We start from the raw sequence: 25,872 nt of genomic DNA on the forward strand, positions 1-25,872 counted from the left end.
TATGACCGCGCCCTGCCCCCACGATCTGCTCTGGCTGCGTGACCGCAGCGCATTAGCCACGATCTCAGCGTGCTGGGTCGGGACGTTCTGGCATCCCGGCCTGCCGGTGGTGGTGCGGCGCGATCATCGCGAATCCGGCCTGATCCCGATTGGGGTGCGCGGTGAACGGCGGGAGCAGCGTGCCGCCGGATGGATTCATCCGGACGATATTGTCCGGTTGATAACGCCGGAGAGGCTGGCCGATCGCACCCTGCTGCAGGCTTCCCCTTTCAGTGCCTTTGCCCCGGTTCGCGCGGCGATCGTGCTGAGTGAGGCGGAGTGGCCGTGGCGCTGGGGGATCACCGGCAGCACCGGTTATGCGCTGGCGACGCAGCAGCCCACGCTGCACGCCGCCAGCGATCTCGATCTGGTGATCCGCGCCCCGCAGCCTCTGGATCGGGCTGCGCTGCAACGGTGGCAGAACCAGACCGACGCGCTGGCGTGCCGGGCGGATACCCAGGTGGAAACGCCTGCCGGTGCGTTTGCCCTCAACGAGTGGCTGCGCGAGGGACAGGTGCTGCTGAAAACCGACACCGGCCCCCTGCTGACCGCTTCACCCTGGAGCAGAGAAACCTCATGAAAATACTCTTTACCTTTCCCGGCCAGGGCACCCAGCGAGCCGGCATGCTGCAGCATCTGCCTGACGGCGAGGCGCTGTTAGCCCGCGTGCGGGCGGTACTGGGCGACGAAACTGACAGGCTCGACAGCGACGACGCGCTGCAGCACACCCGCGCCGTCCAGCTCAGCCTGCTGATCAGTGGGGTCGCGTGGGCGCACGAGCTGATACGTCGCGGGGTGAAGCCGGATATCGTCAGCGGTCTGTCGATTGGCGCATTTCCGGCGGCAGTGGTGTCAGGTGCGCTCGATTTCAGCGACGCCCTGCGGCTGGTGGCATTGCGCGGCGACCTGATGGAGCAGGCTTATCCGCAGGGATATGGCCTGACGGCGATCACCGGTCTGACGCTGACGCATCTGGAAACGCTGCTGCCTGGCAGCCACACTTACATTGCCAATCTGAATGCCGAAACGCAGATAGTGATTGCCGGTCGTGATGAGGATATGGCACGGGTGGCGCAGAAGGCGCTGGAGGCAGGCGCCAGTAAGGCGATCAGACTGGCGGTGAGCGTGCCGTCGCACTGCGCGCTGCTGGACAAACCGGCGGCAGAACTGGCGCGTGCGTTTGAATCCGTGCGCCTCTCCCGTCCCGATTGTGCTTACCTCAGCGGCTCAACCGCACGGGTGATCCACGACCCGGAGAAGATCGCCGAGGATCTGGCGTTCAATATGGCGCGGACCGTGCAGTGGTATGACACCATGGTCTCGGCTAACCAGCGCGATGCCCGTCTGGCGATTGAGATGCCGCCAGGCAATGTGCTGACCGGCCTGACCCTGCAGGCGGGCTGGCAGGGCGATGCAATCAGCCTGGAACGCAACGGCGTCGATGTGGCAGGTCATCTGGCTAAACGGCTGGAACGGTAAGGTTACGGGCGTACATGCGCCCTTCTGCCGCCAGGGCCAGCAGGTCATTGTCGCGTTCGCGGCGATGCGAATAGACAATCGCAACCTGCTGCCGCATCTGGTAAGGCGCTGCGAGCGTCAGCAGCTGGATATTGTTTTCATAGACTTTCCGCATCCTTCCCGGAATCAGCGCCAGGCCGACGCCCGCCTGCACCAGACTGATCATGGAGAAGATGTCATTTACCTTCGTCACCATGCGTGGTTCAAATCCCGCGATCTGAAACGCCTCCTGCGAACCGGCATAGGTGGCAAACCCCTCGGCCAGTGAGACAAAATCGCGGTCGGCATAGTCACGCAGATCGACCGGCGCGTCGCCGCTGCCCGTTTCGCCAGCCGGTGCCGCCAGACAGATCGTGTCCTCGAACAGCGGGATCACATCAAACCTGGCCTCGCTGAGTTCGCCCTCATGGGTGGCAATCAGGATCGCGTCCAGCGCATCATCTTCCAGCATATTCAGCAGCATCTGGTTAGAGCCCATGGTCAGATCCAGCTCCAGCGTGGGCCGGCGCAGTTTCATGCCCATAATCAGCCGGGGAATGGTCTCCAGGGTCAGCGAGTAGAGTGTGCCAAGCCGCAGCCGTCCTCCACCGATACCCGCCACTTTGCGGGCCTCCTCAATGCCTTTGCCCATCAGGGCCGTGACGTCGCGACAATAGTCCAGCAGCGTCCAGGCGGCGGGCAGCGGCACCAGATTGCGCCCTTTGTGGATAAACAGCGGGCAGTCGATGCCCTCTTCCAGCGTGTGCAGCGCGCGGTGCACGCTGACGCTGCTCAGCTCCAGCGCTTCCGCCGTGCGGGCGATATTGCCTTTCGTCATAAACATCATGAAGACGCTGAGCTTCCGGAAGGTAATTTCCTGATTGATATTGTCACTCATGGGCTGCTGTTGCCTGTAAGGTCATTTTGCTTTTCCGCATAGTAGCGATTCTCCGCCAGCCTGTAATGATCTGGCTCGCAGCCGGATGATTTACTGCGGCTGAAGGCGGAATCTGCGGATGTCAGGGAGGAGCGGAACGGGCAGAAAAAAGTGCGGCCGGTTTCCCGGCCGCAGAGCAGATGAATTGACGGCGCGCGCCTTACAGCCTTATCGGTGAAATGTTCCAGATCTCATCGGCATACTCCTGAATCGTCCGGTCAGACGAGAAGTAACCCATGCCGGCGATATTTTTCGCCGCACGGCGCTGCCACTCTTCCGGCTTACGGTAGAGCGCATCCACCTTGTCCTGGGTATCCACATAGCTGCGATAATCGGCCAGTAACTGGTAGTGGTCGCCGAAGTTCACCAGCGAATCGAACAGGTTGCGGTAGCGACCCGGATCCTGCGGGCTGAAGACGCCCGACGCGATCTGCGTCAGCACCTGATGCAGCTCTTCATCGCCTTCGTAATAGTCACGCGGGTTGTAGCCGCCCTGACGCAGGGCTTCTACCTGCGGCGTGGTATTGCCGAAGATGAAGATGTTCTCTTCGCCGACGTGATCCAGCATCTCCACGTTGGCACCATCCAGCGTACCGATCGTCAGCGCGCCATTCAGGGCAAACTTCATGTTACTGGTGCCGGACGCTTCCGTTCCGGCGGTCGAGATCTGCTCAGAGAGATCGGCGGCCGGAATGATGATCTGTGCCAGACTCACGCTGTAGTTCGGGATGAAGACCACTTTCAGTTTGTTCTTCACCTGCGGGTCGTTGTTGATGATGTTGGCGACATCGTTGATCAGATGGATAATGTGTTTGGCAACGTAGTAGGCGGAGGCCGCTTTACCGGCAAAAATATTGACGCGCGGCACCCAGTCCGCCTGTGGATCGGCCTTGATACGGTTGTATCGGGTGATCACATGCAGCACGTTAAGCAGCTGACGCTTGTACTCGTGAATACGCTTGATCTGCACATCAAACAGCGCATTCGGGTCGAGCACCACATCCAGGTTTTTTGCCACCCACTCGGCCAGCCGGCGCTTGTTCTGATGCTTGGCAATCGCCACTTTCTCGATAAACGCCGGGTAGTCGATCTGCGCTTTCAGCTCATCCAGCTGGCTGAGGTCGGTGCGCCAGTTGCGGCCAATCTCCTCATCCAGCACCTCTGACAGCGCCGGGTTAGCCAGCGCCAGCCAGCGACGCGGAGTGACGCCGTTGGTTTTGTTGCAGAAGCGGCCCGGGAACAGGCGAGAGAAGTCTGCAAATAGCGACTGCACCATCAGGTTGGAGTGCAGCTCTGAAACGCCATTCACTTTATGGCTGACCACCACCGCCAGCCAGGCCATGCGTACCCGGCGACCGTCGTTCTCGTCGATGATCGAAATGCGCGACAGCAGATCCAGATCGTCAGGATAGTGATCCTGAATCGTCTTGAGGAAGAAGTCGTTAATTTCAAAAATAATGCTGAGATGACGCGGCAGGATCTTGCCGATCATATCCACCGGCCAGGTCTCCAGCGCTTCGGTCATCAGCGTATGGTTGGTATAGGAGAAGACCTGACAGCAGACGTCAAAGGCGCTGTCCCAGCTGAATTTATGCTCGTCGATCAGCAGGCGCATCAGTTCGGGGATCGCCAGCACCGGGTGCGTGTCATTCAGGTGGATGGCGATCTTATCCGCCAGGTTGTCCCAGGTCTGATGCATGCGCCAGTGACGATTCAGAATGTCCTGCACCGTGGCGGATACCAGGAAGTACTCCTGACGCAGACGCAACTCGCGCCCGGAATAGGTGGAGTCATCGGGATAGAGGACGCGTGAAACGTTTTCGGAGTGGTTTTTATCTTCCACCGCCGCAAAGTAGTCGCCCTGGTTGAACTTACCGAGGTTGATTTCGTTACTGGCCTGCGCGCCCCAGAGGCGCAGTGTATTGGTGGCGTCGGTGTCGAAGCCCGGGATGATCTGGTCATAGGCCATCGCCAGGATCTCTTCGGTCTCCAGCCAGCGCACTTTGGCCCCTTCGTGCTGGACGCGGCCGCCGAAACGCACCTTGTAGCGGGTGTTGAATCGCTGAAATTCCCACGGATTGCCATACTCGAGCCAGTAATCGGGCGACTCTTTCTGCTCACCTTCCACAATGTTCTGTTTGAACATGCCGTAATCGTAACGGATGCCATAGCCGCGGCCCGGCATACCCAGCGTCGCCAGCGAATCGAGGAAACAGGCCGCCAGACGGCCCAGACCGCCGTTGCCCAGGCCCGGATCGTTCTCCTCCTCCATCAGCTCGGCCAGATCCAGCCCCATTTCGTCGAGGGCCTGGTTGAGATCGTCATAGATCCCCATCGCCAGCAGCGCATTCCCCAGAGTGCGCCCCATCAGGAACTCCATCGACAGGTAGTAAACCTGCCGCACATCCTGCGACAGCTGAGCGCGGCTGGAACGCAGCCAGCGCTCGACCATCCGATCGCGAACCGCCAGCAGTGCAGCGTTCAGCCACTCATGCTTGTTGGCAATAGAGGGGTCTTTGCCGATGGTAAACATCAGTTTGTACGCAATCGAATGCTTTAAAGCATCAACCGTCAGCGTGGGTGAAGCGTAAGTGAAAGGTGCATTCATATCCGGTTTTCCCCATCCGTTACATCAGACGCTGGTAGAGATCGCGGTAGGCCTGTGCGGCCACCTGCCAGCTGAAATCCATGCCCATCGCCTGTCGCTGAACATAACGCCACAGTGAAGGGCGAGACCACAACACAAACGCGCGGCGAATCGCCCGCAACAGCGACCAGGCGTTAGCATCTTCAAAGCTGAAGCCACTGGCAATCCCATCCGCCAGGTTTTCCAGCGAGCTGTCGTTAACCGTATCCGCCAGTCCGCCGGTGCGGCGCACCAGCGGCAGCGTGCCATATTTCAGGCCATACAGCTGCGTCAGGCCGCAGGGCTCAAAGCGGCTCGGCACCACGATCACATCGGCACCACCGACGATGCGGTGTGAAAACGCCTCGTGATAGCCAATCTGCACACCCACGCTGCCCGGATGCTCTGCTGCCGCGGCCAGGAAGCCCTGCTGCAGTTCGGCATCGCCCTGTCCCAGCAGCACCAGCTGACCGCCCTGCGCCAGCAGGCCAGGGAGCGCCTCCAGCACCAGGTCCAGGCCTTTCTGTTTGGTCAGGCGGCTGATCACGCAGAACACCGGCGCTTTGTCATCAACCTTCAGCCCCATCGCCACCTGCAGCTGCCGTTTGTTTTCCGCTTTGGCTTCCAGCGTGTCGCGGTTGTAGCGCGCGCTGAGCAGCAGGTCGTGGGCCGGGTCCCAGATGGTCGGGTCGACACCGTTGAGGATCCCGCTCAGCCGCCCTTCCCGCATCCGCTGCGCCAGCAGCGTTTCCATGCCGTAACCAAACTCCGCAGAGGTAATCTCATGGGCGTAGGTCGGGCTGACCGCCGTCACGTGATCGGCGTAGAAGAGTCCCGCCTTCAGGAAGGAGATCTGCCCGTAAAACTCCAGCCCATGCATGTTAAAGAACGACCACGGCAGGCCAATCTGATCCATGTGGTGCGCCGAGAACAGTCCCTGATAGGCCAGGTTGTGCACGGTAAACACCGATTTGGCCGGCCGGCCGCGCGCTTCCAGATAGGCGCAGGTAAGGCCTGCGTGCCAGTCATGGGCATGGACGATATCGGGACGCCACATCGAATCCATACCGCACGCCAGTTCGCAACCGACCCAGCCCAGCAGCGCGAAGCGCAGGTAGTTATCGACATAGGCAAACTGCGACTCGTCATGATAAGGGCTACCGGGACGGTCGTAGAGGTCAGGGGCATCGATCAGATAGATGCCCACACCGTTAAATTCACCATATAACAGACGTATATGACCGGCAAATGTCTCTCGCTCTGTCACCATCTGGAGATCAGGTATGCCTTTGCGCAATGCAGGAAACGCTGGCAGCAGCACCCGCGTGTCTGTGCCGCCCGCAATCTGCGCCTGAGGTAATGCCCCGACTACATCAGCCAGTCCGCCCGTTTTAAGCAGCGGGAAAAGTTCTGAACAGACATGTAAAACCTGCATCCTCGACCTCATTAAGTTATCCGGCACGCTCCGCGTGCCGATTGCGTAAGTTCCGCTTATCGCTTACAGCCCCGCTTTGGCCAGCCTGGCCAGCATGGCGCGGGTGACCAGTACGATCCCTTCATCCGAACGGTGAAACCGGCGACTGTCTTCATCCGGATTTTCACCAATCACCATGCCTTCCGGTAACTCACAGGCGCGATCAATCACGCAGCGGCGCAGACGACACGAGCGACCCACCACCACATCCGGCAGCAGAACGGTTGAATCAATATTGCAAAACGAGTTAACCCGAACCCGGGGGAACAGCACCGAGTTGACCACGACCGAACCGGAGATAATGCAGCCGCCCGACACCAGCGAGTTCATCGTCATCCCGTGACTGCCGGAACGATCCTGAACAAATTTCGCGGGGGGCAGCGGCTCCATGTGGGTACGGATAGGCCAGGTGACGTCATACATATCCAGCTCAGGCATCACCGAGGCCAGATCGAGATTGGCGCGCCAGTAAGCTTCCAGCGTCCCGACGTCGCGCCAGTAAGGCGGCGCGTTGTCATCGTTCTGGACGCAGGAGAGCGCAAAGGAGTGCGCATAACCTTCGCCGCTTGCCACCACTTTCGGCAGGATATCTTTGCCGAAGTCGTGGTTAGAGCCTGGCGTCTGCAGATCCGCTTCCAGCAGTTCATAGAGATAATCCGCGTTGAAGACGTAGATCCCCATGCTGGCGAGCGACTGCGTGTCATCACCTGGCATGGTGGGCGGTTTCGCGGGTTTCTCCACGAAGTCGATCACCATGTTCTCCTCATTCACCGCCATCACGCCAAATGCCGTGGCTTCATGCACCGGTACCGGTAAACAGGCGATGGTACATTTCGCCTCGTTCACCACGTGGTCCAGCAGCATGCGTGAATAATCCATCTTATAAATGTGGTCCCCGGCAAGGATCACGATGTACTGCGCCTGATAGCGGCGAATCACATCAAGGTTCTGCGTCACGGCATCGGCCGTGCCGCGATACCACTGTTCGGTCGAAAAGCGCTGCTGCGCTGGCAGCAAATCGACAAACTCATTCATCTCTTCATTGAAGATCGACCAGCCACGCTGGATATGCTGAGTCAGGGTATGGGACTGATACTGCGTAATGACGCCAATCCGCCGGATACCGGAGTTGACGCAGTTGGAGAGGGCAAAGTCGATAATGCGGAACTTGCCGCCGAAATGCACCGCCGGTTTGGCACGTTTGGCCGTTAAATCGACCAGCCGCGTGCCGCGTCCGCCGGCGAGGATCAGAGCAACCGTCTGTGTAGGGAGCTGGCGGGCCAGCATCAGGTGTTCTGTTCTATCTAACTTAACCATGTCTGACTCCTTATGATTGCTTTTGGAACACGCACACACCGTGTGCGGGACCATGCCAGACAGTTAGCAGGATGGGGTTGTCGTCCCCGGCGAAAGGAGGAAGGGCACGCCATTCTCCGTCTGGTAACACGATGTCATTCACCGTATCCGTGGCGTTTATTGTTATTAACCAGCGGCCAGACAGCAGGATCTGCAATCTGTGCAGCCCCTGTGCCCATTCATCGTGCTGCAGTGGCTGGCCACCGGCATTGAGCCACTGCACATTGCCATCACCCTCCTGCCACCAGCGATCCGCGGTCAGCGCCGGAATGCGCTGGCGCAGACGAATCAGTGCGGCGGTGAATCCGACCAATCCCTTCTCATCCGCCTGCCAGTCAAGCCAGCTGAGGGCGTTGTCCTGACAGTAAGCATTATTATTGCCGCGCTGCGTGTGGCCACGCTCATCGCCCGCCAGCAGCATCGGCGTGCCCTGTGACAGCAGCAGCGTGGTGAGCAGTGCCCGCACGCTACGGCGGCGACGTTCCGTGACGTCAAAACTGACGTTCAGCCCCTCTTTGCCGTGATTGTGGCTGTAGTTATCGCCGTGACCGTCGCGGTTATCTTCCCCGTTGGCTTCGTTGTGTTTGCGTTCGAAGCTCACCACGTCCCACAGCGTAAAGCCGTCATGCGCGGTGATCAGGTTAACCGTGGCGTGGGGCGGCCGGTCGTCGTGCTGGTAGAGATCGCTGGAGGCGGCAAAGCGACGGACAAACTCGCCGTTGCTGAGTGCGCCATGCAGCCAGTAGCGACGCGCGGTGTCGCGAAACTGATCGTTCCATTCGGCAAAGGGTGGCGGAAAACGGCCAACCTGATAGCCGTCAGGGCCGATATCCCAGGGTTCAGCAATCAGCTTGACCTGAGAGAGCAGCGGACAGGCGCGTATTGCATCGAAAAAAGGGGCATCACGCCGGTAATCGGGCGTGCGGCCCAGCACCGGCGCAAGGTCAAAGCGGAAGCCATCAACGTGACAGACCCGCACCCAGTAGCGCAGCGCCTCCAGGGTCCACGCCATCACCTGCGGATGGTGGATATTCAGCGTATTGCCGCAGCCGGTCCAGTTCTGATAGCCGCCCTGCTCATCCAGCCAGTAGTAGCTGGCGTTGTCGATGCCGCGCATCGAGATCGTCGGGCCAATCTCATCCAGTTCGGCGGTGTGGTTGAACACCACATCCAGCAGCACTTCGATACCGGCGGCGTGCAGGTTTTTTACCGCCTGCTGAAATTCCTGCAGCGGCGTGACGCCTGGCTGACCAGAGGCGTAACGCGGATCGACCGCCCAGAGCGCAAAGGGGTTGTAGCCCCAGTAGTTACTCAGGCCGAGCTGGAGCAGGCGCGGCTCGCTGGCAAAGTGGGCCACCGGCAGCAGTTCCAGCGCCGTGATGCCGAGATCGCGCAGGTAGTTCACCATAACAGGATGACCCAGCGCCGCGTAAGTCCCGCGCAGCGTTTCCGGAATTTCCGGATGCTGCTTCGTCAGCCCGCGAACGTGCGCTTCGTAAATCACCGTGTTACCCCACGGCGTGCGCGGGGCGACATCGTCCTGCCAGTCGAAATCTTCCGCCACCACCCGTGACTTCGGCGCGATGGCTGCGTTGTCATGCGGATCGGGCTGCGCCTCGCCGCCCTGAAACAGCGGGTCATCCGGGACGTCGCCCTCAACCGCGCGGGCGCAGGGATCGACCAGCAGCTTCGCCGGATTAAAGCGGTGTCCCTGCTGCGGCGCCCAGGGGCCATGCACCCGGTAGCCGTAACGCTGCCCCGGCTTCAGCGCCGGAACATAACCATGCCAGATATCCCCGCTGCGGCCAGGCAGATCAAGACGCTGTTCACGCCCCTCGTCATCAAACAGGCAGAGCTCGACGCGCCCGGCATGCTGAGAAAACAGGGTGAAATTGACGCCTTTGCCATCGTAACTGGCACCCAGCGGTTCGGGATCCCCGGCAGTAATGGTCATTCCCCCTCCCGCACCAGCCATACCGTTGCCAGCGGTGGCAGATTGAGGCTCAGCGACTGTGGTCGTCCGTGACTCTCCTGCTCATCGGTATGTACCCTGTGATTGCGCACATCACTGCCGTGATACTCATGCTGGTCGGTGTTCAGCACTTCGCGCCAGGTGCCAGGCTGATTGACCCCAAAGCGGTAGCCCGGACGCGGCACCGGCGTAAAGTTACTGACGACGATGATTTCGTTACCTTCGCGATCACGACGTACAAAGGCGAAGACCGAATGTTCCGCATCGTTGACCACCAGCCACTCAAAACCTGCCGGATCGAAGTCGAGCTGATGCAGCGGCGTGTAGTACTGATAGGTGTGGTTGAGATCGCGCACCAGACGCTGCACGCCGTGATGCCAGTTATCGCCGCCTTCCAGCAGATGCCAGTCCAGGCTGACATCGTGGTTCCACTCGCGGCCCTGAGCAAACTCGTTGCCCATAAACAGCAGTTTCTTGCCGGGGAAGCCCCACATCCAGCCGTAATAGGCGCGCAGATTGGCGAACTTCTGCCAGGCATCGCCCGGCATGCGGTCGAGGATGGAGCGCTTGCCGTGCACCACTTCGTCGTGCGACAGCGGCAGCACAAAGTTTTCGGTGTAGTTGTACATCATGCCGAAGCTCATCAGGTTGTGATGATGCTTGCGGTAGATAGGATCGACCTGCATGTAGTCGAGCGTGTCGTGCATCCAGCCCAGGTTCCATTTGAACCAGAAGCCCAGCCCGCCGCCCTCTGTCGGACGCGTTACACCAGGGTAGTCCGTCGACTCTTCCGCCATCGTGACCGCGCCGGACGCCACGGTACCGAGCGTGCGGTTGGTGTGTTGCAGGAACTCAATCGCCTCAAGGTTCTCGCGGCCACCATACTGATTCGGCACCCACTGCCCTTCGACGCGGCTGTAGTCGCGGTAGATCATGGAGGCGACGGCATCCACGCGCAGGCCATCGATGCCAAAGCGTTCTGTCCAGTAGAGCGCATTGCCCGACAGGTAGTTACTCACTTCCCGGCGGCCAAAGTTGTAGATCAGGGTGTTCCAGTCCTGATGGTAGCCTTCTCGCGGATCGCTGTGCTCATAGAGCTCGGTGCCGTCAAAGCGCGCCAGCCCGAAGTCATCGTTGGGGAAGTGACCCGGTACCCAGTCGAGCAGGACGTTGAGGCCGGCAGCATGGGCGCTGTCGATAAAGGCGCGGAAGTCGTCACGGGTTCCGAAACGGCGGGTCGGTGCATACATGCCCAGCGGCTGATAGCCCCAGCTGCCGTCAAACGGATGTTCGTTAATCGGCAGCAGTTCGATATGGGTAAAGCCCATCTCTTTGACGTAGGGCACCAGCTGTTCAGCCAGCTCTTTGTAGCTCAGCCAGAAATTGTTGTCGGTATGACGACGCCAGGAGCCCAGATGCACTTCATAGATGGAGATCGGCGCATCGAAACCGTTGGCAGCCTTGCGCTCCGCTTTCATCTCAACGGGCGCAGGCAGGCCGCAGATCATCGAGGCGCTTTCCGGGCGCATCTGCGCTTCGAAGGCGTAAGGGTCCGCTTTGATACGCAGATCGCCATTGGCGTCGATGATTTCATATTTGTAGAGCTGACCGTTGACCGCACCCGGCACAAACAGCTCCCAGATGCCCAGCTCCTGGCGCAGACGCATCGGGTGACGGCGGCCATCCCAGAAATTGAAATCGCCGACGACGGAAACACGACGGGCGTTGGGCGCCCAGACACAGAAGCGGGTGCCGGTCACGCCATCAATCACGTCACCATGCGCGCCCAGGGTTTCATACGGACGCAGGTGGGTGCCTTCCGCCAGCAGCCACAGATCCATCTCCTGCAGCAGCGGGCCAAAGCGATAGGCATCGTCGACCAGGTTTTGCTGGCCGTGCCAGTTCACCGCCAGCTGATAGCGGAACGGATTTTTGCGGCGGGGGATCACGCCGCTGAAGAAGCCGCGTGCGTCTTCACACGCCAGTTGAGCCAGCTTGCGCCCGGTAGAGGTCTCAATGACCCACACCTCAAGCGCTTCGGGGAGCAACGCCCTGACTTCAAGGCCTTGTGGCGTTCGGTGCATCCCTAGTAACGAAAAAGGATCGGCATAATTACCCGCAAACAGGGCATTGATCGCCTCGCGATCGGGAAGCTCTGACATGACTTTCTTCCTGTGATAACTGGCAGCCGAGATGCTCGCGACACGGCCTGTCGCGCGTCATCTGCGCTGCTCTTCATTGAGCCATACGTACGACGGCAAAAAATTGTCAGGCCATTCCATGGAAAAAGTGTTTTGCCGTGTACCACAACCATTTAATCCGGAAAGCAAAAGCGAAACCTGTGGCACATCATGGTTAAATCATAGCTTGGTCGCAGCAGTTGCCATGGCTGAAAGCAAAATATTCTTTGCCGGCCGCTAAAAAGGGGAAGCTGATCACTGAGTAAGCGAAACGGCAGGTTGTTTCACGTACTGCAAAGCAAAAAAAAGGCCGGATAAATCCGGCCTTTGGCGATATTTTTCTTAGTCGATTAACAACCGCAGCATGCGACGCAGCGGTTCGGCTGCGCCCCATAACAGCTGGTCGCCTACCGTGAAGGCGGAGAGATACTCCGGCCCCATATTCAGTTTGCGCAGACGGCCAACCGGCGTGGTCAGCGTACCGGTCACGGCCGCAGGGGTCAGTTCCCGCATCGTCAGCTCGCGGTCATTCGGCACCACTTTGACCCACTCGTTATGAGAGGCCAGCAGCTGTTCAATTTCAGACAGCGGCAGATCGCGCTTCAGCTTCAGGGTAAACGCCTGGCTGTGGCAGCGCAGTGCACCCACACGCACGCACAAGCCATCAACCGGAATGACGTTGCGGGTCGCGAGGATCTTGTTGGTCTCCGCCTGGCCTTTCCACTCTTCGCGGCTCTGGCCATTCTCCAGCTGTTTGTCGATCCACGGAATCAGACTGCCTGCCAGCGGCACGCCGAAGTTATCGGTCGGCAGAGTGCCGGAACGGGTGAAGTCGGTCACGCTGCGCTCGATGTCGAGAATTGCTGAGGCCGGATTCTGCAGCGCAGGCGCAACGTGGTCGTGCAGCATGCCCATCTGGGTCAGCAGTTCACGCATGTGGCGCGCGCCGCCGCCTGACGCCGCCTGATAGGTGGCGACAGAGGCCCACTCCACCAGGTCCTGCGCGAACAGGCCGCCCAGCGACATCAGCATCAGGCTGACGGTGCAGTTACCGCCGACGAAGGTTTTGATGCCCTGGTCGATGCCCTGACGGATCACCGCGTGGTTGACCGGATCGAGGATGATGATGGCATCGTCCTGCATGCGCAGCGTCGAGGCCGCATCGATCCAGTAGCCCTGCCAGCCGCTGGCGCGCAGCTTAGGATAGACATCGCTGGTGTAGTCGCCGCCCTGACAGGTGATAATGATGTCCAGCGCACGCAGCGCCTCAAGATCAAAGGCATCCTGCAGTGCGCCCTGCTGCTTGCCCGCAAACGACGGAGCCGCCTGACCATGCTGCGACGTCGAGAAGAAGACCGGATTGATTGCATCAAAATCGCGCTCTTCGCTCATGCGGGACATCAGCACGGAGCCGACCATACCGCGCCAACCAACAAAACCTACATTCTTCATGTCGTGTCCGTCTCAGGCAGATTTCACCTGCTTTCATTTCAGTGGAGAGAGCGGCGTGCTATGTTCACGCCGCTCTGCGTAATAATAGGATTTACCTCTGTCTGCTCACTCTACAAAATGCAGGCCTGGTGGCAAGTGAATTAATTCGATTACGCTAACTTTTTCAGCAGCGTAACTAATAACTCCGCTTTCTGGCGGACGGGATGGCGTTAAACCAATGACTGAAATGATTTCGGCGACAATATTATTGTTGTTAATTATGGATCCGCTGGGCAATCTGCCGATTTTTATGTCGGTTTTAAAGCATCTGGAGCCGAAACGGCGGCGGGTGGTGCTGATCCGCGAAATGCTGATCGCCCTGATTATCATGCTGCTGTTTCTGTTTACCGGCGAGCGCATTCTGGCCTTTTTAAATCTGCGCACCGAAACGGTGTCGATTTCCGGCGGCGTCATCCTGTTTCTTATCGCCATCAAGATGATTTTCCCGTCGGCCGAGAGCAGCAGCTCTGGTTTACCGGCAGGGGAAGAGCCGTTCCTGGTGCCGCTGGCGATTCCGCTGGTCGCCGGGCCGTCGCTGCTGGCGACGCTGATGCTGCTCTCGCATCAGTATCCACATCAGATGTCCCACCTGGTGGGCGCACTGTTGATCGCCTGGGGCGTGACGGTCGGCATTCTGCTGATGTCAGGTCTGTTCCTGCGTCTGCTGGGTGATAAAGGGGTCAACGCGCTGGAGCGTCTGATGGGGTTGATACTGATTATGCTGGCGACCCAGATGTTCCTGGACGGCATCCGCGCGTATCTGAAGTTATAAGCGCACCGTTATCCTTTACCCCCACAGGCCGACCATGCAACCTGTTCAGGCAGCGATTCCGGTCGGTCGTTATGGCCATTCAGATGCCCGTTTTGTAGTGTCTGAGGGCGATAAAGGTGACGCGATGGCCACCAGAAAGTACGATGCAAAAAGTAAACAGGGGTGAGGGTGCCCGGAAAAAAGCTGCCGCAGCGGATGCAGCATCTGAAAACCCGGAGGGAAATATCATGAGGTTGTTATTACAGTTTTTTTTCGGCGCGCTCTATCTGATAACGGGTTACGTCTCTTTTCAGGCTGTCCTGCACTATGCCAGCAGCGGCCATTCAGGGGTGATCACAGAGATGCGCAGTTATCTGGTTGCCCCGCTACTCTGCGCGCTGTTCTGGCTGCTGTTTTATCTGGTCGCCTGGTGGAGCTTCAGGAAAATTGCCTTGCTGTCCGTGGCTAAAGAAACCGCCTTTCAGTCGCTATTCTTTCTGGCAAATAGCGTTTGCTTAGCTGGCCTGACCTTATTCTCTGTCCCGGGCCGGAAAGCGGCGTTAAATACTGTGCAGTTGATGAAGATTGACGTCACTGATTTTGCCTGGATTTACCTGGCTTCCGCCGCCATCACGCTGGTTATTTTTGCTCTGATAAGAAGAAGGTGGGCATGAACCCGGTTTAATCCCGCTGCTGCTGTTTATTTTGCCGGTTTTTTCCTGCGCGGTGAGGAGAATAAATGACGCTGGCTATTCACGCGGCGTCATTCTCCTTCTGATGGTGGCGCCTTATCTGCTGTTCCCGTTTTTACTCTTCCCCTGCTCGCGCGAAAAAACCTGACGGGCAGAGAGCCCGTCAGGCTGGTCAGGAAAGCAGTGCGAAAGCAATCATACCGACGATAGCCCCGGTCGTGCCGAGAATCGTCTCCATCAGCGTCCATGTCTTCAGCGTTTCCGCTTCGCTGGCCCCGGTAAAGCGGCCAAACAGCCAGAAACCGGCATCGTTCACATGACTGATGATGATGGAGCCGCCGCCGATACAGATCGACAGCGCCGCCAGCTGCGCGCCGCTGTAGTGCAGCGGTTCAATCACCGGCATGATCAGCCCGACCGTGGTCAGACAGGCGACCGTTGCCGACCCCTGAATGACCCGTACCGCACCTGACAGGATAAAGCAGGCCAGCGCAATCGGCAGGCCCGCGCCGGTCAGCGCGTTACCCAGCACCGGACCCACACCGGAGTCCACCAGCACCTGCTTGAACACGCCGCCCGCGCCAATCACCAGCAGGATAATCCCCGCCGGTTGCAGCGCGCTGCCGCACACCTGCATCACCCGCTCTTTATCCATGCCCTGACGATAAGCCAGACCATAAATCGCCACCAGCAGCGCCAGCAGGATCGCGGTGAAAGGATGGCCGATAAATTCCAGCCACGCATACAGCGAGGTCCCTTCGGTGGTGAAGCGGGCGCCAATGGTTTTCAGGCCGACCAGCACCAGCGGAAACAGGATCAGAGAGAGGCTGAAGCCAAATGAGGGCAGCTGGTTCTCATCGACATCCGGCTGATGATCTTCCGGCGGGGCGCTGAAGGAGACGTGCTTCGCAATGAAATTGCCAAACAGCGGCCCGGCAATCAGCATCCCGGGGATCGCCGCACACAGCCCCAGCAGGATCATCCAGCCAAAGTCAGCGTGCATCTGTGAAGCCAGCAGCATCGGAGCCGGCCCCGGCAGCAGAAACGCGGCGGCGGCGGCCACCCCGGCAAAGAGCGGGATAACCAGCTTCACCAGATTGCCCCCGGTTCGCCGCGCCACGGCAAAAGCGATGCTGATCAACAGCACGACAGCCACCTCAAAGAAGAGCGGCAGCGCGCAGATCAGACCGGCAATCCCCATGGCGTAGTGGGCACGGCTCTGACCAAAGGTTTTCAGCATCCGGATAGCAATCTGATCCACGGCCCCGGTTTCATGCAGGATTTTGCCGAACATCGCGCCCAGCGCCACCACGATAGCGAGGAAGCCGAGCGTGCCGCCCATCCCCTTCTGCATGGTGTCCGCAATCTTATCCAGAGGCATGCCGGAGAACAGTCCGGCACCGATTGACACTAACATGAGTGCGACAAAGGCGTGCATACGCGCCTTCATCACCAGAAAAAGCAGCAGCAGGACGGAGCCTGCTGCGGTCAAAACGAGTGTTGCGGTATTCATCTCTAACCCTGACTGATAGCGTCCCGGATAGTCGCAACCGTAGCCGCCACAACCTCATCCAGTGAATGCGTGATATCCACTTCCAGTACATCCGGCTCGTCGCTGCCTGGCGCTTCCAGCGTTGCGAACTGCGTCACCAGCATCTGCGGCTTGAAGAAGTGCCCTTTGCGCGCTTTCAGGCGGGCTTCAATGGTGTCGAAGTCCCCTTTCAGGTAGATGAAACGCAGGTTGTCATTTCCCTGACGCAGAATGTCGCGATAACGTTTCTTCAGGGCCGAGCAGACAATGATGGAGATCGCCTGGGTGCGCTGCATGGCAAAAGCGGCATCGTTCAGGGCCTGTAACCACGGCTGACGATCGTTGTCATCCAGCGGGTGACCATCGGCCATCTTCAGAATGTTGGCACGGGGGTGGAGAAAATCGCCGTCAAGAAAGGCTGTATTCAGCTGGTGAGAGACCTGATTGGCGACGGCAGACTTTCCGCTGCCTGAAACGCCCATCAGGATAAAAACGTGATGCGACGGGGATTGCGTAGTCATTTTTCTGCTCCGGCAGGTGAGAATTTGCCAATGTTACCGATAACAATGTCGTTTCTTATTCTCCTGGCCGCTTAACAGCGTGGCAACCTTTTTACCCGGAAAAGCCTCAAAGTGTGAGCTGACTCATAAAAACGCCACAATCAGATGCTGCCGCCTTCACTGATCGCAAAACCGGTGTCGAGCATGCGCGTTTCGCGGCTTTCACCGGCGATGCGCGCCAGCAGCAGCGCTGCGGCTTCGCGCCCGATGCGATCACGCGGCGTCAGCACCGTAGCCAGCTGAGGCGTCACCACCTGACTGATATCGTGACCATGGAAACCGGCAATCGCCATCTGATCGGGCACCCGCAATCCCTGGCGCTGGCACTCAAACATCGCGCCGACCGCCAGGTCGTCGTTGGTACAGAAGAGGCTGTCGGTTTCAGGATAAAGACGCTGCGCCTCACGCAGCAGATCGCCACCGGCACTGAATGAAGAGGCATCTTCCATCATGACGCTGCGCGGCGTCAGCCCGGCTTCGCGCATCGCGATTTCGTAACCACGCTGCTTCTGCAGGGTACGCTCATCCAGGCGTGCGCCAAGATAAACGGTGTGGCGATGTCCTTTGCCGAGGATCGCCTGGGTCATCTGCCGGGCCGCTTCGACGTTATCAAAGCCGACCGCCATGTCCAGGCAGGGCGTAACGCTGTCCATCATCTCGATGACCGGGATGCCCGCCACTTCCAGCATGCGCAGCGTGCCCGGGGTATGGGTGCGTTCGGTAAGGATCACCCCATCAATGTTCCAGCCCAGCAGTGAGCGCAGTTGCAGCTCCTCTTTCTGTGGGTTGTAACCAAAGTGGGCGACGAGCGTCTGGTAGTTCGCTTCATCCGTGACGGCTTCAATGCCGCGCAGAACGTCAGCAAAGACCTGGTTGGTCAGTGACGGCAGCAGCACGCCAATCGCACGGCTGGTGGCGTTCGAAAGCATATCGGGGGCGCGATTAGGGATATAACCCAGCTCATCCAGTGCCACCGCGATCTTATCCCGCAGGGCAACAGAAACCTGCTCAGGATTGCGCAGGTAGCGGCTGACGGTCATCTTGGTAATGCCGACGCGATCGGCAACGTCCTGTAATACCGGTCTTTTCTTCTTCATCGTAGCGCCTGGGATCGCCCTGAAAGCTAAAGTACGATGAGTCTATCACTTTTCTGTCACAAAATTGCCAGCGGGGCGCACCGGGGTGCGCCCGTCAGTTTTCTCAGACCGGTGGCAGATCAAACAGCAGAACTTCTGCGGCCGTGCTGGCTTCCAGCGTAAGCGCGCTTTCATCCCAGATGGCGAGGGCATCGCTGGTGGTCACCGCGTTACCGTTTACGCTCACGTTGCCTTTGACGACCTGGATCCAGATGCGACGACCGGGCTCAATCGCCACGTTATCCTGTTCACCGGCACCCAGTACCCAGCGCGACAGAGTCATGTCCTGATAGACTTTCAGCGACCCTTCACGGGCATCCGGGCTGAGCACCAGCTGACGTCCCTGCACATCCGGGAAGCGGCGCTGATCGTAGCGCGGCTCAATGCCGGTACGCTCAGGAATGATCCAGATCTGATAGAGGTGCAACGGTTCGCTTTCGCTGGCGTTGTACTCCGAGTGACGCACGCCAGTACCGGCGCTCATGATCTGGAACTCCCCTGCCGGGATCTGCTCTTTGTTGCCCATGCTGTCCTGATGCTCAACCGTACCGGAGAGCACGTAGGTCAGGATTTCCATATCTTTATGCGGGTGGGTACCAAACCCCTGACCGCCGTCGATCACGTCTTCATTAATCACCCGCAGCGCGGAGAAGCCCATGAAGTTCGCGTCGTAATAGTTGGCGAATGAGAAGGTGTGCCAGCTATCGAGCCAGCCGTGGTTTGCGTGACCGCGTTCTTCAGCTTTGCGTACATAAATCATTTTCAGATCTCCTCAATGTTTTTTCATAGTCTGTGCCTGAGACGGTCTGATTGATAGCTGAAAAACTTCACTCCTCTGTTCAAAATAGTTGAACAAGGGTTGCGCAGTGGCTGAAAAAGGCTGAAGGAGAGCGGGCAAAAAAAAAGCCAGCGCCCTGGCTGGCTAAATAATACTGGAAGCAATGTGAGCAATGTCGTGCTTTCTCAGGCTGTCGGGCGACCTCCCGGGAACGCATGACAATAATAATCATTATCATTCGCGTCTGTAAAGCGGTTTTCGCACTTTTTCACTTGATTAACGGATTGAATACCTTGATGTTTAAAAGGTTTTTAACGGCGAAAGGAGCGACCATGAGTGAAATCGTTGTCCGGCACGTTATACCTGAAGATGCTGCTGCACTGCACCGGATTTACAGCCAGCCCGATACCCAGGCTGGCACCCTCCACCTGCCCCATTCATCCCTGCAGGGGTGGCATACCCGCCTCGCCACGCCTCAGCCCCATTCATACCTGCTGGCTGCCTGCATTGATGATGAGGTTGTCGGGCAAAGCGCGTTAAAAGTAGAAGAGCGCCCCAGACGCCGTCACGCCGCTTCACTGGGAATGGGGGTGGATGCGCGTTACCGGCAGCGGAGCGTCGGCAGCGCACTGATGCGTGAAATGGTCGCCATGTGTGATAACTGGCTTCAGGTGAACCGAATGGAGCTGACGGTGTTCGTCGACAATGCGCCGGCCATCGCCCTTTATCAGCGATTTGGTTTTGAGATTGAGGGAACGGCGCGCGAGTTCGCTATACGGCACGGTGAACTCATCGATGCGTACTACATGGCGCGGATTAAACCCTGACCTGTGATGATGAAAAAGGGCACCTGCTGGTGCCCTTTGTGCTGAAAACCCTGGCACGTTTCGCTGTCAGTCAGCGCCTGCACAGGAAACGGGGTCAGATCGGAAAGACGCAAAAGCCGTCATCCATGACACGCTCGGCCCGCGCCGTCCTGGCGCGGGACGCTTTCCTCTTCTGACCCCGCTCCCTGCGCGTTAAGCTTATTTATTGCTGTCAGATTCACCTGGGTCAGGTTTGTATCAGTAACCCGCACTTAAATCATCGATGCTGCGCGGGTCAGACGCGCCATACAGCATGCCATCCGGCCCAATCATGATGCTCTGGGTACTGCCCATCGCAGGCAGCACCTTCACATGCTGACCTCTGGCTTCCAGCAGACGCAGCGTGTCCGGACTGAAGCCCTTCTCTACCCGCAACTGGTCCGGCAGCCACTGATGGTGGAACCGCGGTGCGTTAGTCGCTTCCGCCACGTTCATGCCAAAATCGATGCTGTTAACCACCATCTGCAGCACGGTGGTGATAATGCGGCTGCCGCCCGGGCTGCCGGTCACCAGCCAGGTTTTGCCCCCTTTGGCCACGATAGTCGGCGACATCGACGACAGCGGGCGTTTCGCTGGCTGCACCGCATTCGCTTCACCGCCCACCAGCCCATAGACATTAGGCGTTCCGGGTTTAGCAGAGAAATCATCCATCTCGTTGTTCATCAGAATGCCGCTCTTGCCTGCCACAATGCCGCTGCCGAAATAGGTGTTCAGCGTATAGGTCACCGCAACCGCATTCCCCTGCTTATCCACCACCGAGAAGTGGGTGGTCTGGTTGCTTTCGTAGGGGTCGAGTTTACCCGGCTTGATCTCGCTTGAGGGGCGCGCTTTCGCCACATCGATCTGCTGCGCCAGCGTCTTAGCGTAGGCTTTACTGGTCAGCGCCTGCCACGGCACCTTCACGAAATCGGGATCGCCGAGATACTCTGAGCGGTCGGCGTAGGCATATTTTTCCGCTTCCGCCATCACCTGCATGGCATCCGCACTGCCAAAGCCCATCTTCGCCAGATCGAAATTCTCCAGAATATTGAGGATCTGCACGATGTGAATGCCCCCGGACGACGGCGGTGGCATGGAGAAGACCTCATAGCCACGGTAGGTGCCGCTAATCGGCTTGCGCTCGACGGCACGATAGGCCGCCAGATCCGCTTTGGTGATCAGCCCGCCGTGCTGAGCCATCTCTCCGGCGATCTCATCCGCAATTTCGCCTTTATAAAAGGCATCCGGCCCCTGACGGGCGATCAGTTGCAGGCTGTGAGCGAGATTCTTCTGCACCAGCCGATCGCCCTTCTGCCACGGTGTGCCGTCTGGCTTGTAGAAGATCGCCTTGCTGTTGGGATGGGTGATCAGCACCTCTTTGCCGTAGGTTTTCAGGTCATCGGCCAGCGCATCGTTAACCGGAATGCCATCCCGCGCCAGCCGGATAGCCGGTGCCAGCAGGGTGCTCAGCGGCAGAGTGCCATATTTGTGTGCGGCCAGCGCCAGACCCGCTACGGTGCCGGGGGTACCGGACGCGAGATGTGAGGTCAGCGACAGCTTGCTGTCGGCATTGCCCTGCTTATCCAGAAACATATCGCGCGATGCCCGACCCGGTGCCATTTCACGGAAATCGATGGCGGTGGCACGGCCCGAGGCGGTACGCAGCAGCATAAAGCCGCCTCCGCCAAGGTTGCCCGCCTGCGGGTGGGTGACCGCCAGCGCAAAACCCACGGCGACGGCGGCGTCAACGGCATTACCGCCCTGACGCAGAATCTCTACGCCGACCTGGGTCGCCATCGCGTCTACCGACGCCACCATGCCGTGCTGCGCTTTGACCGGGTGAAACGTGTCGCTGTCCACGCCATAGGAGACGGGCGGCGCCTGCGTCGGCGCGGCATTAGCGCCCGCCACGACGGTAAAACTCATCACCAGCGAGCAGCTAAGCTGACGCACCGTTTGCTGCATTTTCATCCTGTCACCATCCCGTGTTGTTATTTACATTTTTTTATCATTTCTGCAAGTGCTTACAAATACAGCAAAAGTGTCAGGGTTAAGTCAAATCAGGAATACATCTGAAGGTCAGGTCTGTGATATCGGGTAAACTTATGGTTGCGACCCAGAAGCCGGTGTGCGCCGTTGTGCACCCATAACCCTGTGGCGTTCAGAAAGGAGGAGTGATGAAAAAGTGGATGATTGTTTTAGCCGCCCTGCTGCCTTTCGCCAGCCAGGCGAATACGCTGAACAGCACTAATGACCCGAACCGGCCGGGCTATAATCCCAGCCAGCAGCGGATGCAGTCACAGATGCAGACCCAGCAGCAGCAGCAACAGCTGAAGCTGCGCCAGGATCAGCAGCGTCAGACTCAGGATATGCAGCGTAAAATGCAGGAACAGCGCGACAGCGCCCGGCAGCGGGTAATCACCACGCAGCCGGGGCAGCAGAATCAGAATTCAAATCAGAACTAACCGAAGTCGGGGCCGATGATGTCGATTGCGTCGGTACAGATGGCATCGACGCCCCATTTCAGTAACTCCCGCGCCCGATCCGGACTGTTCACGGTGTAGACCAGAATCTTCAGGTCCGCGCTTTTCAGCTCGGCAACCCGCTCCGCGGTCAGCACTTTATGGTTGAGGTGGATGGAGACGCACGCCAGCGCCGTGGTCTTTTCCCGCCACTGCGGGTCCCAGCTGTGCGACAGCAGCCCTCGCGGCAGCTGCGGCTCTGCCTGCATGGCGGCTTCCAGCGCCTCAAAAGAGAACGACGAGAGCAGCGGCGCGGTCTGATCCTGCCACAGCATTGCCGCGGCCTGCGCCACGGCACGGCCGGTTTCGGTCTCGCTGCCGGTGGTGGGTTTGATTTCGATGTTGGCCATCATCTGATGCTGACGGCAGCGCGCCGCCACCTGATCCAGCCGCGCCAGCTTTTCGCCCGAGAAGGCGTTGCCAAACCAGCCGCCCGCATCAAGCTGCGATAACTTTTCCCACGGCAGCTGACCCGCCACGCCCCAGCCGTTACTGGTGCGATCCAGCGTATCGTCGTGCAGCAGAAAAATCTGCGCATCGGCCGAGAGTTTGACATCAAATTCAATCATCTGATGTCCAAACTTCGCGCCGGTGTCGATGGCTGCCAGAGTATTTTCCGGTGCCAGTTTACCGCCGCCGCGGTGAGCGACGATGCGGGGATAGGGCCAGTGTTGTGTGCTCATTCCAGACGCTTTCCATGGGTTGAATCGAAGAAGTGTAACGCATCTGACGGCAGATGCAGCCACAGCGTCGTGCCGGGTTCCGGCCGTTCACTGTGGGCTAAGCGTACCACCAGCGGCGTGTCGCCGATGCGGCCATGGGCCAGATTATCGGCACCCAGCATCTCCAGTGTGTCCACCCGCAGCGGGATGCCGCCCTGCTCGCGGCTGCTTTGCCGGATATGCTCTGGCCGGATACCCAGCACCACCGGCCGGCCAGCCCATTTCGCCCTGCTCTCGCTCAGCGGCAGCGCGTGCGAGGCGTCGAGATTAAAGCGCGACCCGTCGCTGCTGAACTGCCCTTTCAGCAGGTTCATGGCAGGAGCGCCGATAAACGCGGCGACGAACTGGCTGGCGGGACGCTCATAGATCTCCACCGGGGTGCCAAGCTGCTCGACCACCCCTTTATTCATCACCATCACCCGCTGCGCCAGCGTCATCGCCTCAACCTGGTCGTGCGTCACATAGAGGCTGGTGGTCTGCAGGCGGCGATGCAGCTGCTGCAACTCCAGCCGCATCTGCACCCGCAGACGGGCGTCGAGATTCGACAGCGGCTCATCAAACAGAAAGACCGCCGGTTCGCGCACGATAGCGCGGCCCATCGCCACGCGCTGACGCTGTCCGCCGGAGAGCTCCCGCGGCCGCCGCGTCAGCAGATGATCCAGCTCCAGACTGCGCGCCGCGTCGAGCACCCGCTGACGAATCTGCTCTTTGCCCATGCCGCGAATTTTGAGGCCATACGCCATGTTCTCCTCTACCGACATGTGGGGATAGAGTGCATAGTTCTGGAACACCATCGCGATGCCACGATCTTTCGGCTCCTCCTGGGTGACGCGCCGGTTATCGATGTAGATATCGCCGGAGCTGACCCGCTCCAGACCGGCCACCATGCGCAGCAGGGTCGATTTTCCGCAGCCGGAAGGGCCGACCATCACCATAAATTCGCCGTCGTGGATGGTGACGTTCAGCGGCTGAATGATCTGATTTTTACCGTCATAGGATTTGGTCACTGCCTGAAGGGTTACGCCTGCCATCTTATTTCTCACTCTCAACCAGACCGCGCACAAAGGCACGCTGCATGACCAATACCACCACCAGCGGTGGGATCAGGGTTAATAACATTGCTGCCATCACTTCGTTCCACTGGGTCGGCGAACCGCTGCTGGAGATCATGCTTTTAATCCCCGCCACCGCCGTGCCGAGGCTGGCGTCATTGATAATCAGCAGCGGCCAGAGATACTGGTTCCAGCCGTAGATAAAGGTGATCACGAATAACGCCGCCAGATTGGTTCTGGAGAGCGGCAGCACGATGTCGATAAAGAAGCGCATCGCGCTGGCCCCATCAATGCGCGCCGCTTCGACCAGCTCATCCGGCAGCGACATAAAAAACTGACGAAACAGGAAGGTGGCGGTTGCTGAAGCCATCAGTGGCAGCGTCAGCCCGCTGTAGCTGTCGAGCAGATTGAGATCGGCAATCACCTGCACCGTCGGGAAAATACGCACCTCCACCGGCAGCATCAGGGTGATAAAGATCAGCCAGAAGAAGAGCGTGCGCAGCGGAAAGCGAAACCAGACCAGCGCAAACGCCGACAGCATCGACACGGTGATTTTGCCGAAGGTAATGCCGAGCGCCATGATCATGCTGTTAAGCAGCATCAGACCAAATGCCGGGCCGCTGCCGTTGACGCCGTGAGTCCAGATGCGTGAGACGTTCTCCCAGAGATGGGTGCCGGGCACCAGCGTCATCGGCACCTGATAGACCGCCTCGTTATCCAGCGTTGCGGCGACAAAGGCGACGTAGAGCGGAAACAGGATGGTGAGCACGCCCAGTACCAGCACGAGGTGGCTGAAGAGATCCAGCCCGCGTCGATTCTCAATCATTGGTATTGCACCTTACGTTCAACAAAGCGGAACTGGATGACCGTCAGCCCGATGACCAGCAGCATCAGCACCACCGACTGCGCCGCCGACGAGGAGAGGTCCAGACCGGTGAAGCCTTCGCGGTAGATTTTGTAGATCAGCGTGGTGGTCGCCTGCACCGGCCCGCCGCCGGTAGCCGCGTCGATCACCGGGAAGGTGTCGAAGAAGGCATAGATCAGATTCACCACCAGCAGAAAGAAGCTCACCGGCGCAATCAGCGGCAGGGAGAGGTTGAAGAAGCGTCGCACCGGCCCGGCACCGTCAATCGCGGCGGCTTCCACCAGCGATTTCGGGATCGACTGCAGAGCAGCGAAAAAGAACAGGAAGTTGTAGCTCATCTGCTGCCAGATCGACGCCAGAACAATCAGGAACATCGCCTGACCGCTGTTCTGCGCATAGTTCCACTCATAGCCGATGTGGTGCAGCAGGTAGCTGAAGAGGCCCAGACCGGGATTGAACAGAAACATCCACAGCACCGCGGCCACTACCGGCGCAACGGCGTAGGGCAGCAGCAGCAGGGTCTGATAGAGGCGGCGCAGCCGCACGACATAATCGACCAGCGCCGCCAGCAGCAGCGAAAACAGCATGCCGAACCCCGTGACCATGCCGCTGAATGTCAGGGTGGTCCAGAACGAATCGAGATAGTAGGGATCGGCAAACAGGCGTCTGAAGTTTTCCAGCCCGACAAAGCGGCTGGAGAGGCCAAAGGGATCGAGGCTTTGCAGCGAGTACCACAGCGCTTCACCGGCAGGCCAGAGAAAGAAGACCGCAGTGATCAGTAACTGCGGCAGTACCAGCAGATAAGGCAGCAGGCTGGTGCGAAAAACCGGGCGAGAAGAAGACATA

Annotated in this window: 23 protein-coding genes; 7 read left to right on the forward strand and 16 right to left on the reverse strand. The window is 59.0% G+C overall.

Features of this window, described 5'->3' with window-relative positions; translation table 11 throughout:
• The first annotated feature begins 1 nt into the window (after position 1).
• Complete coding sequence (locus tag AC1V0D_RS17955; RefSeq protein ID WP_482907840.1) at positions 2–619, forward strand: malonate decarboxylase holo-ACP synthase; 618 nt, start codon at positions 2–4, stop codon at positions 617–619.
• Positions 616–1,518: a malonate decarboxylase subunit epsilon gene (gene mdcH, locus AC1V0D_RS17960; RefSeq protein ID WP_140925639.1), complete on the forward strand. Its 903-nt coding sequence runs from the start codon at positions 616–618 to the stop codon at positions 1,516–1,518. The genes AC1V0D_RS17955 and mdcH overlap by 4 nt, the downstream gene beginning before the upstream one ends.
• Here the strand turns inward: mdcH and AC1V0D_RS17965 are convergent.
• The 6 genes from AC1V0D_RS17965 to glgB all read right to left on the reverse strand — a co-directional run bounded on the left by AC1V0D_RS17965 (position 1,499) and on the right by glgB (position 12,063).
• Positions 1,499–2,434, reverse strand: coding sequence for a LysR family transcriptional regulator (locus tag AC1V0D_RS17965; RefSeq protein ID WP_009087744.1), 936 nt, complete (start codon positions 2,432–2,434; stop codon positions 1,499–1,501). The two genes, mdcH and AC1V0D_RS17965, sit on opposite strands and share 20 nt — an antisense overlap.
• Positions 2,435–2,633: 199 nt before the next feature.
• Positions 2,634–5,081 carry a glycogen phosphorylase gene (gene glgP / locus AC1V0D_RS17970; protein ID WP_009087747.1) on the reverse strand — a complete coding sequence of 816 codons (2,448 nt, stop codon included), beginning with the start codon at positions 5,079–5,081 and terminating at the stop codon, positions 2,634–2,636.
• 19 nt (positions 5,082–5,100) lie between these two features.
• Positions 5,101–6,534, reverse strand: coding sequence for a glycogen synthase GlgA (glgA, locus tag AC1V0D_RS17975; RefSeq protein ID WP_009087749.1), 1,434 nt, complete (start codon positions 6,532–6,534; stop codon positions 5,101–5,103).
• A 63-nt stretch (positions 6,535–6,597) separates the two neighbouring features.
• Positions 6,598–7,890, reverse strand: coding sequence for a glucose-1-phosphate adenylyltransferase (gene glgC, locus AC1V0D_RS17980; RefSeq protein WP_009087751.1), 1,293 nt, complete (start codon positions 7,888–7,890; stop codon positions 6,598–6,600).
• A gap of 10 nt (positions 7,891–7,900) precedes the next feature.
• Entirely contained in the window at positions 7,901–9,883 is a 1,983-nt protein-coding gene (glgX, locus tag AC1V0D_RS17985; protein WP_426607727.1) for a glycogen debranching protein GlgX, read from the reverse strand.
• Positions 9,880–12,063: a 1,4-alpha-glucan branching enzyme gene (gene glgB / locus AC1V0D_RS17990; RefSeq protein WP_009087753.1), complete on the reverse strand. Its 2,184-nt coding sequence runs from the start codon at positions 12,061–12,063 to the stop codon at positions 9,880–9,882. Before glgB ends, glgX begins: the two co-directional genes overlap by 4 nt.
• A gap of 118 nt (positions 12,064–12,181) precedes the next feature.
• Between glgB and AC1V0D_RS17995 the strand changes: the two genes are divergently transcribed.
• Positions 12,182–12,322 carry a hypothetical protein gene (locus tag AC1V0D_RS17995; protein WP_160297543.1) on the forward strand — a complete coding sequence of 47 codons (141 nt, stop codon included), beginning with the start codon at positions 12,182–12,184 and terminating at the stop codon, positions 12,320–12,322.
• A 101-nt stretch (positions 12,323–12,423) separates the two neighbouring features.
• Here the strand turns inward: AC1V0D_RS17995 and asd are convergent, their stop codons facing one another.
• The gene (gene asd / locus AC1V0D_RS18000) at positions 12,424–13,533 is read right to left on the reverse strand and encodes an aspartate-semialdehyde dehydrogenase (RefSeq protein ID WP_009087755.1); all 1,110 of its coding nucleotides are present in this window, start codon (positions 13,531–13,533) and stop codon (positions 12,424–12,426) included.
• Between the two features lie 217 nt (positions 13,534–13,750).
• Here asd and AC1V0D_RS18005 point away from each other — a divergent pair, with 217 nt between their 5' ends.
• Together AC1V0D_RS18005 and AC1V0D_RS18010 are read left to right on the forward strand one after the other, a co-directional pair.
• Entirely contained in the window at positions 13,751–14,344 is a 594-nt protein-coding gene (locus AC1V0D_RS18005) for a YhgN family NAAT transporter (RefSeq protein WP_009087757.1), read from the forward strand.
• A 143-nt stretch (positions 14,345–14,487) separates the two neighbouring features.
• Complete coding sequence (locus AC1V0D_RS18010; RefSeq protein WP_482907841.1) at positions 14,488–14,997, forward strand: hypothetical protein; 510 nt, start codon at positions 14,488–14,490, stop codon at positions 14,995–14,997.
• 190 nt (positions 14,998–15,187) lie between these two features.
• On the opposite strand, the gene gntU is transcribed toward AC1V0D_RS18010, so the two are convergent.
• The 4 genes from gntU to AC1V0D_RS18030 form a co-directional block, all read right to left on the reverse strand.
• Positions 15,188–16,528 carry a gluconate transporter gene (gntU, locus tag AC1V0D_RS18015; protein WP_058956969.1) on the reverse strand — a complete coding sequence of 447 codons (1,341 nt, stop codon included), beginning with the start codon at positions 16,526–16,528 and terminating at the stop codon, positions 15,188–15,190.
• 2 nt (positions 16,529–16,530) lie between these two features.
• Positions 16,531–17,067, reverse strand: a complete 537-nt coding sequence (gntK, locus tag AC1V0D_RS18020; RefSeq protein ID WP_009087761.1) for a gluconokinase — start codon at positions 17,065–17,067, stop codon at positions 16,531–16,533.
• 140 nt (positions 17,068–17,207) lie between these two features.
• Positions 17,208–18,203, reverse strand: a complete 996-nt coding sequence (gntR, locus tag AC1V0D_RS18025; RefSeq protein WP_009087763.1) for a gluconate operon transcriptional repressor GntR — start codon at positions 18,201–18,203, stop codon at positions 17,208–17,210.
• A gap of 103 nt (positions 18,204–18,306) precedes the next feature.
• On the reverse strand, positions 18,307–19,002 hold the full coding sequence (locus AC1V0D_RS18030) for a pirin family protein (protein WP_009087765.1): 696 nt from the start codon (positions 19,000–19,002) through the stop codon (positions 18,307–18,309).
• Positions 19,003–19,352: 350 nt separating this feature from the next.
• On the opposite strand from AC1V0D_RS18030, the gene AC1V0D_RS18035 reads away from it, so the two are divergent.
• On the forward strand, positions 19,353–19,847 hold the full coding sequence (locus tag AC1V0D_RS18035; protein WP_482907842.1) for a GNAT family N-acetyltransferase: 495 nt from the start codon (positions 19,353–19,355) through the stop codon (positions 19,845–19,847).
• Positions 19,848–20,084: 237 nt separating this feature from the next.
• On the opposite strand, the gene ggt is transcribed toward AC1V0D_RS18035, so the two are convergent.
• Positions 20,085–21,836, reverse strand: a complete 1,752-nt coding sequence (ggt, locus tag AC1V0D_RS18040) for a gamma-glutamyltransferase (RefSeq protein WP_482907843.1) — start codon at positions 21,834–21,836, stop codon at positions 20,085–20,087.
• Positions 21,837–22,042: 206 nt separating this feature from the next.
• Here ggt and AC1V0D_RS18045 point away from each other — a divergent pair, with 206 nt between their 5' ends.
• Positions 22,043–22,330, forward strand: coding sequence for a DUF2756 domain-containing protein (locus AC1V0D_RS18045; RefSeq protein ID WP_009087771.1), 288 nt, complete (start codon positions 22,043–22,045; stop codon positions 22,328–22,330).
• On the opposite strand, the gene ugpQ is transcribed toward AC1V0D_RS18045, so the two are convergent.
• Genes ugpQ through ugpA form a run of 4 tightly spaced genes read right to left on the reverse strand, consistent with a single transcriptional unit; the run spans position 22,327 to position 25,871 of the window.
• Positions 22,327–23,070, reverse strand: a complete 744-nt coding sequence (ugpQ, locus tag AC1V0D_RS18050) for a glycerophosphodiester phosphodiesterase (RefSeq protein ID WP_140925634.1) — start codon at positions 23,068–23,070, stop codon at positions 22,327–22,329. The two genes, AC1V0D_RS18045 and ugpQ, sit on opposite strands and share 4 nt — an antisense overlap.
• Positions 23,067–24,140 carry a sn-glycerol-3-phosphate import ATP-binding protein UgpC gene (locus AC1V0D_RS18055; protein ID WP_325974866.1) on the reverse strand — a complete coding sequence of 358 codons (1,074 nt, stop codon included), beginning with the start codon at positions 24,138–24,140 and terminating at the stop codon, positions 23,067–23,069. Before AC1V0D_RS18055 ends, ugpQ begins: the two co-directional genes overlap by 4 nt.
• A 1-nt stretch (position 24,141) precedes the next feature.
• On the reverse strand, positions 24,142–24,987 hold the full coding sequence (ugpE, locus tag AC1V0D_RS18060; protein WP_046100748.1) for a sn-glycerol-3-phosphate ABC transporter permease UgpE: 846 nt from the start codon (positions 24,985–24,987) through the stop codon (positions 24,142–24,144).
• Complete coding sequence (gene ugpA, locus AC1V0D_RS18065; RefSeq protein ID WP_009087778.1) at positions 24,984–25,871, reverse strand: sn-glycerol-3-phosphate ABC transporter permease UgpA; 888 nt, start codon at positions 25,869–25,871, stop codon at positions 24,984–24,986. Before ugpA ends, ugpE begins: the two co-directional genes overlap by 4 nt.
• Position 25,872 lies beyond the last annotated feature (1 nt).

The sequence above is a fragment of the Pantoea sp. PA1 genome (assembly GCF_056856975.1).

What these genes read in the sequence shown, in the direction of transcription:
- AC1V0D_RS17955 (WP_482907840.1), top strand. Translation starts at nt 2, where the DNA reads ATGACCGCGCCCTGCCCCCACGATCTGCTCTGGCTGCGTGACCGCAGC.
- mdcH (WP_140925639.1), top strand. Translation starts at nt 616, where the DNA reads ATGAAAATACTCTTTACCTTTCCCGGCCAGGGCACCCAGCGAGCCGGC.
- AC1V0D_RS17965 (WP_009087744.1), bottom strand. Translation starts at nt 2,434, where the DNA reads ATGAGTGACAATATCAATCAGGAAATTACCTTCCGGAAGCTCAGCGTC.
- glgP (WP_009087747.1), bottom strand. Translation starts at nt 5,081, where the DNA reads ATGAATGCACCTTTCACTTACGCTTCACCCACGCTGACGGTTGATGCT.
- glgA (WP_009087749.1), bottom strand. Translation starts at nt 6,534, where the DNA reads ATGCAGGTTTTACATGTCTGTTCAGAACTTTTCCCGCTGCTTAAAACG.
- glgC (WP_009087751.1), bottom strand. Translation starts at nt 7,890, where the DNA reads ATGGTTAAGTTAGATAGAACAGAACACCTGATGCTGGCCCGCCAGCTC.
- glgX (WP_426607727.1), bottom strand. Translation starts at nt 9,883, where the DNA reads ATGACCATTACTGCCGGGGATCCCGAACCGCTGGGTGCCAGTTACGAT.
- glgB (WP_009087753.1), bottom strand. Translation starts at nt 12,063, where the DNA reads ATGTCAGAGCTTCCCGATCGCGAGGCGATCAATGCCCTGTTTGCGGGT.
- AC1V0D_RS17995 (WP_160297543.1), top strand. Translation starts at nt 12,182, where the DNA reads ATGGAAAAAGTGTTTTGCCGTGTACCACAACCATTTAATCCGGAAAGC.
- asd (WP_009087755.1), bottom strand. Translation starts at nt 13,533, where the DNA reads ATGAAGAATGTAGGTTTTGTTGGTTGGCGCGGTATGGTCGGCTCCGTG.
- AC1V0D_RS18005 (WP_009087757.1), top strand. Translation starts at nt 13,751, where the DNA reads ATGACTGAAATGATTTCGGCGACAATATTATTGTTGTTAATTATGGAT.
- AC1V0D_RS18010 (WP_482907841.1), top strand. Translation starts at nt 14,488, where the DNA reads ATGCAAAAAGTAAACAGGGGTGAGGGTGCCCGGAAAAAAGCTGCCGCA.
- gntU (WP_058956969.1), bottom strand. Translation starts at nt 16,528, where the DNA reads ATGAATACCGCAACACTCGTTTTGACCGCAGCAGGCTCCGTCCTGCTG.
- gntK (WP_009087761.1), bottom strand. Translation starts at nt 17,067, where the DNA reads ATGACTACGCAATCCCCGTCGCATCACGTTTTTATCCTGATGGGCGTT.
- gntR (WP_009087763.1), bottom strand. Translation starts at nt 18,203, where the DNA reads ATGAAGAAGAAAAGACCGGTATTACAGGACGTTGCCGATCGCGTCGGC.
- AC1V0D_RS18030 (WP_009087765.1), bottom strand. Translation starts at nt 19,002, where the DNA reads ATGATTTATGTACGCAAAGCTGAAGAACGCGGTCACGCAAACCACGGC.
- AC1V0D_RS18035 (WP_482907842.1), top strand. Translation starts at nt 19,353, where the DNA reads ATGAGTGAAATCGTTGTCCGGCACGTTATACCTGAAGATGCTGCTGCA.
- ggt (WP_482907843.1), bottom strand. Translation starts at nt 21,836, where the DNA reads ATGAAAATGCAGCAAACGGTGCGTCAGCTTAGCTGCTCGCTGGTGATG.
- AC1V0D_RS18045 (WP_009087771.1), top strand. Translation starts at nt 22,043, where the DNA reads ATGAAAAAGTGGATGATTGTTTTAGCCGCCCTGCTGCCTTTCGCCAGC.
- ugpQ (WP_140925634.1), bottom strand. Translation starts at nt 23,070, where the DNA reads ATGAGCACACAACACTGGCCCTATCCCCGCATCGTCGCTCACCGCGGC.
- AC1V0D_RS18055 (WP_325974866.1), bottom strand. Translation starts at nt 24,140, where the DNA reads ATGGCAGGCGTAACCCTTCAGGCAGTGACCAAATCCTATGACGGTAAA.
- ugpE (WP_046100748.1), bottom strand. Translation starts at nt 24,987, where the DNA reads ATGATTGAGAATCGACGCGGGCTGGATCTCTTCAGCCACCTCGTGCTG.
- ugpA (WP_009087778.1), bottom strand. Translation starts at nt 25,871, where the DNA reads ATGTCTTCTTCTCGCCCGGTTTTTCGCACCAGCCTGCTGCCTTATCTG.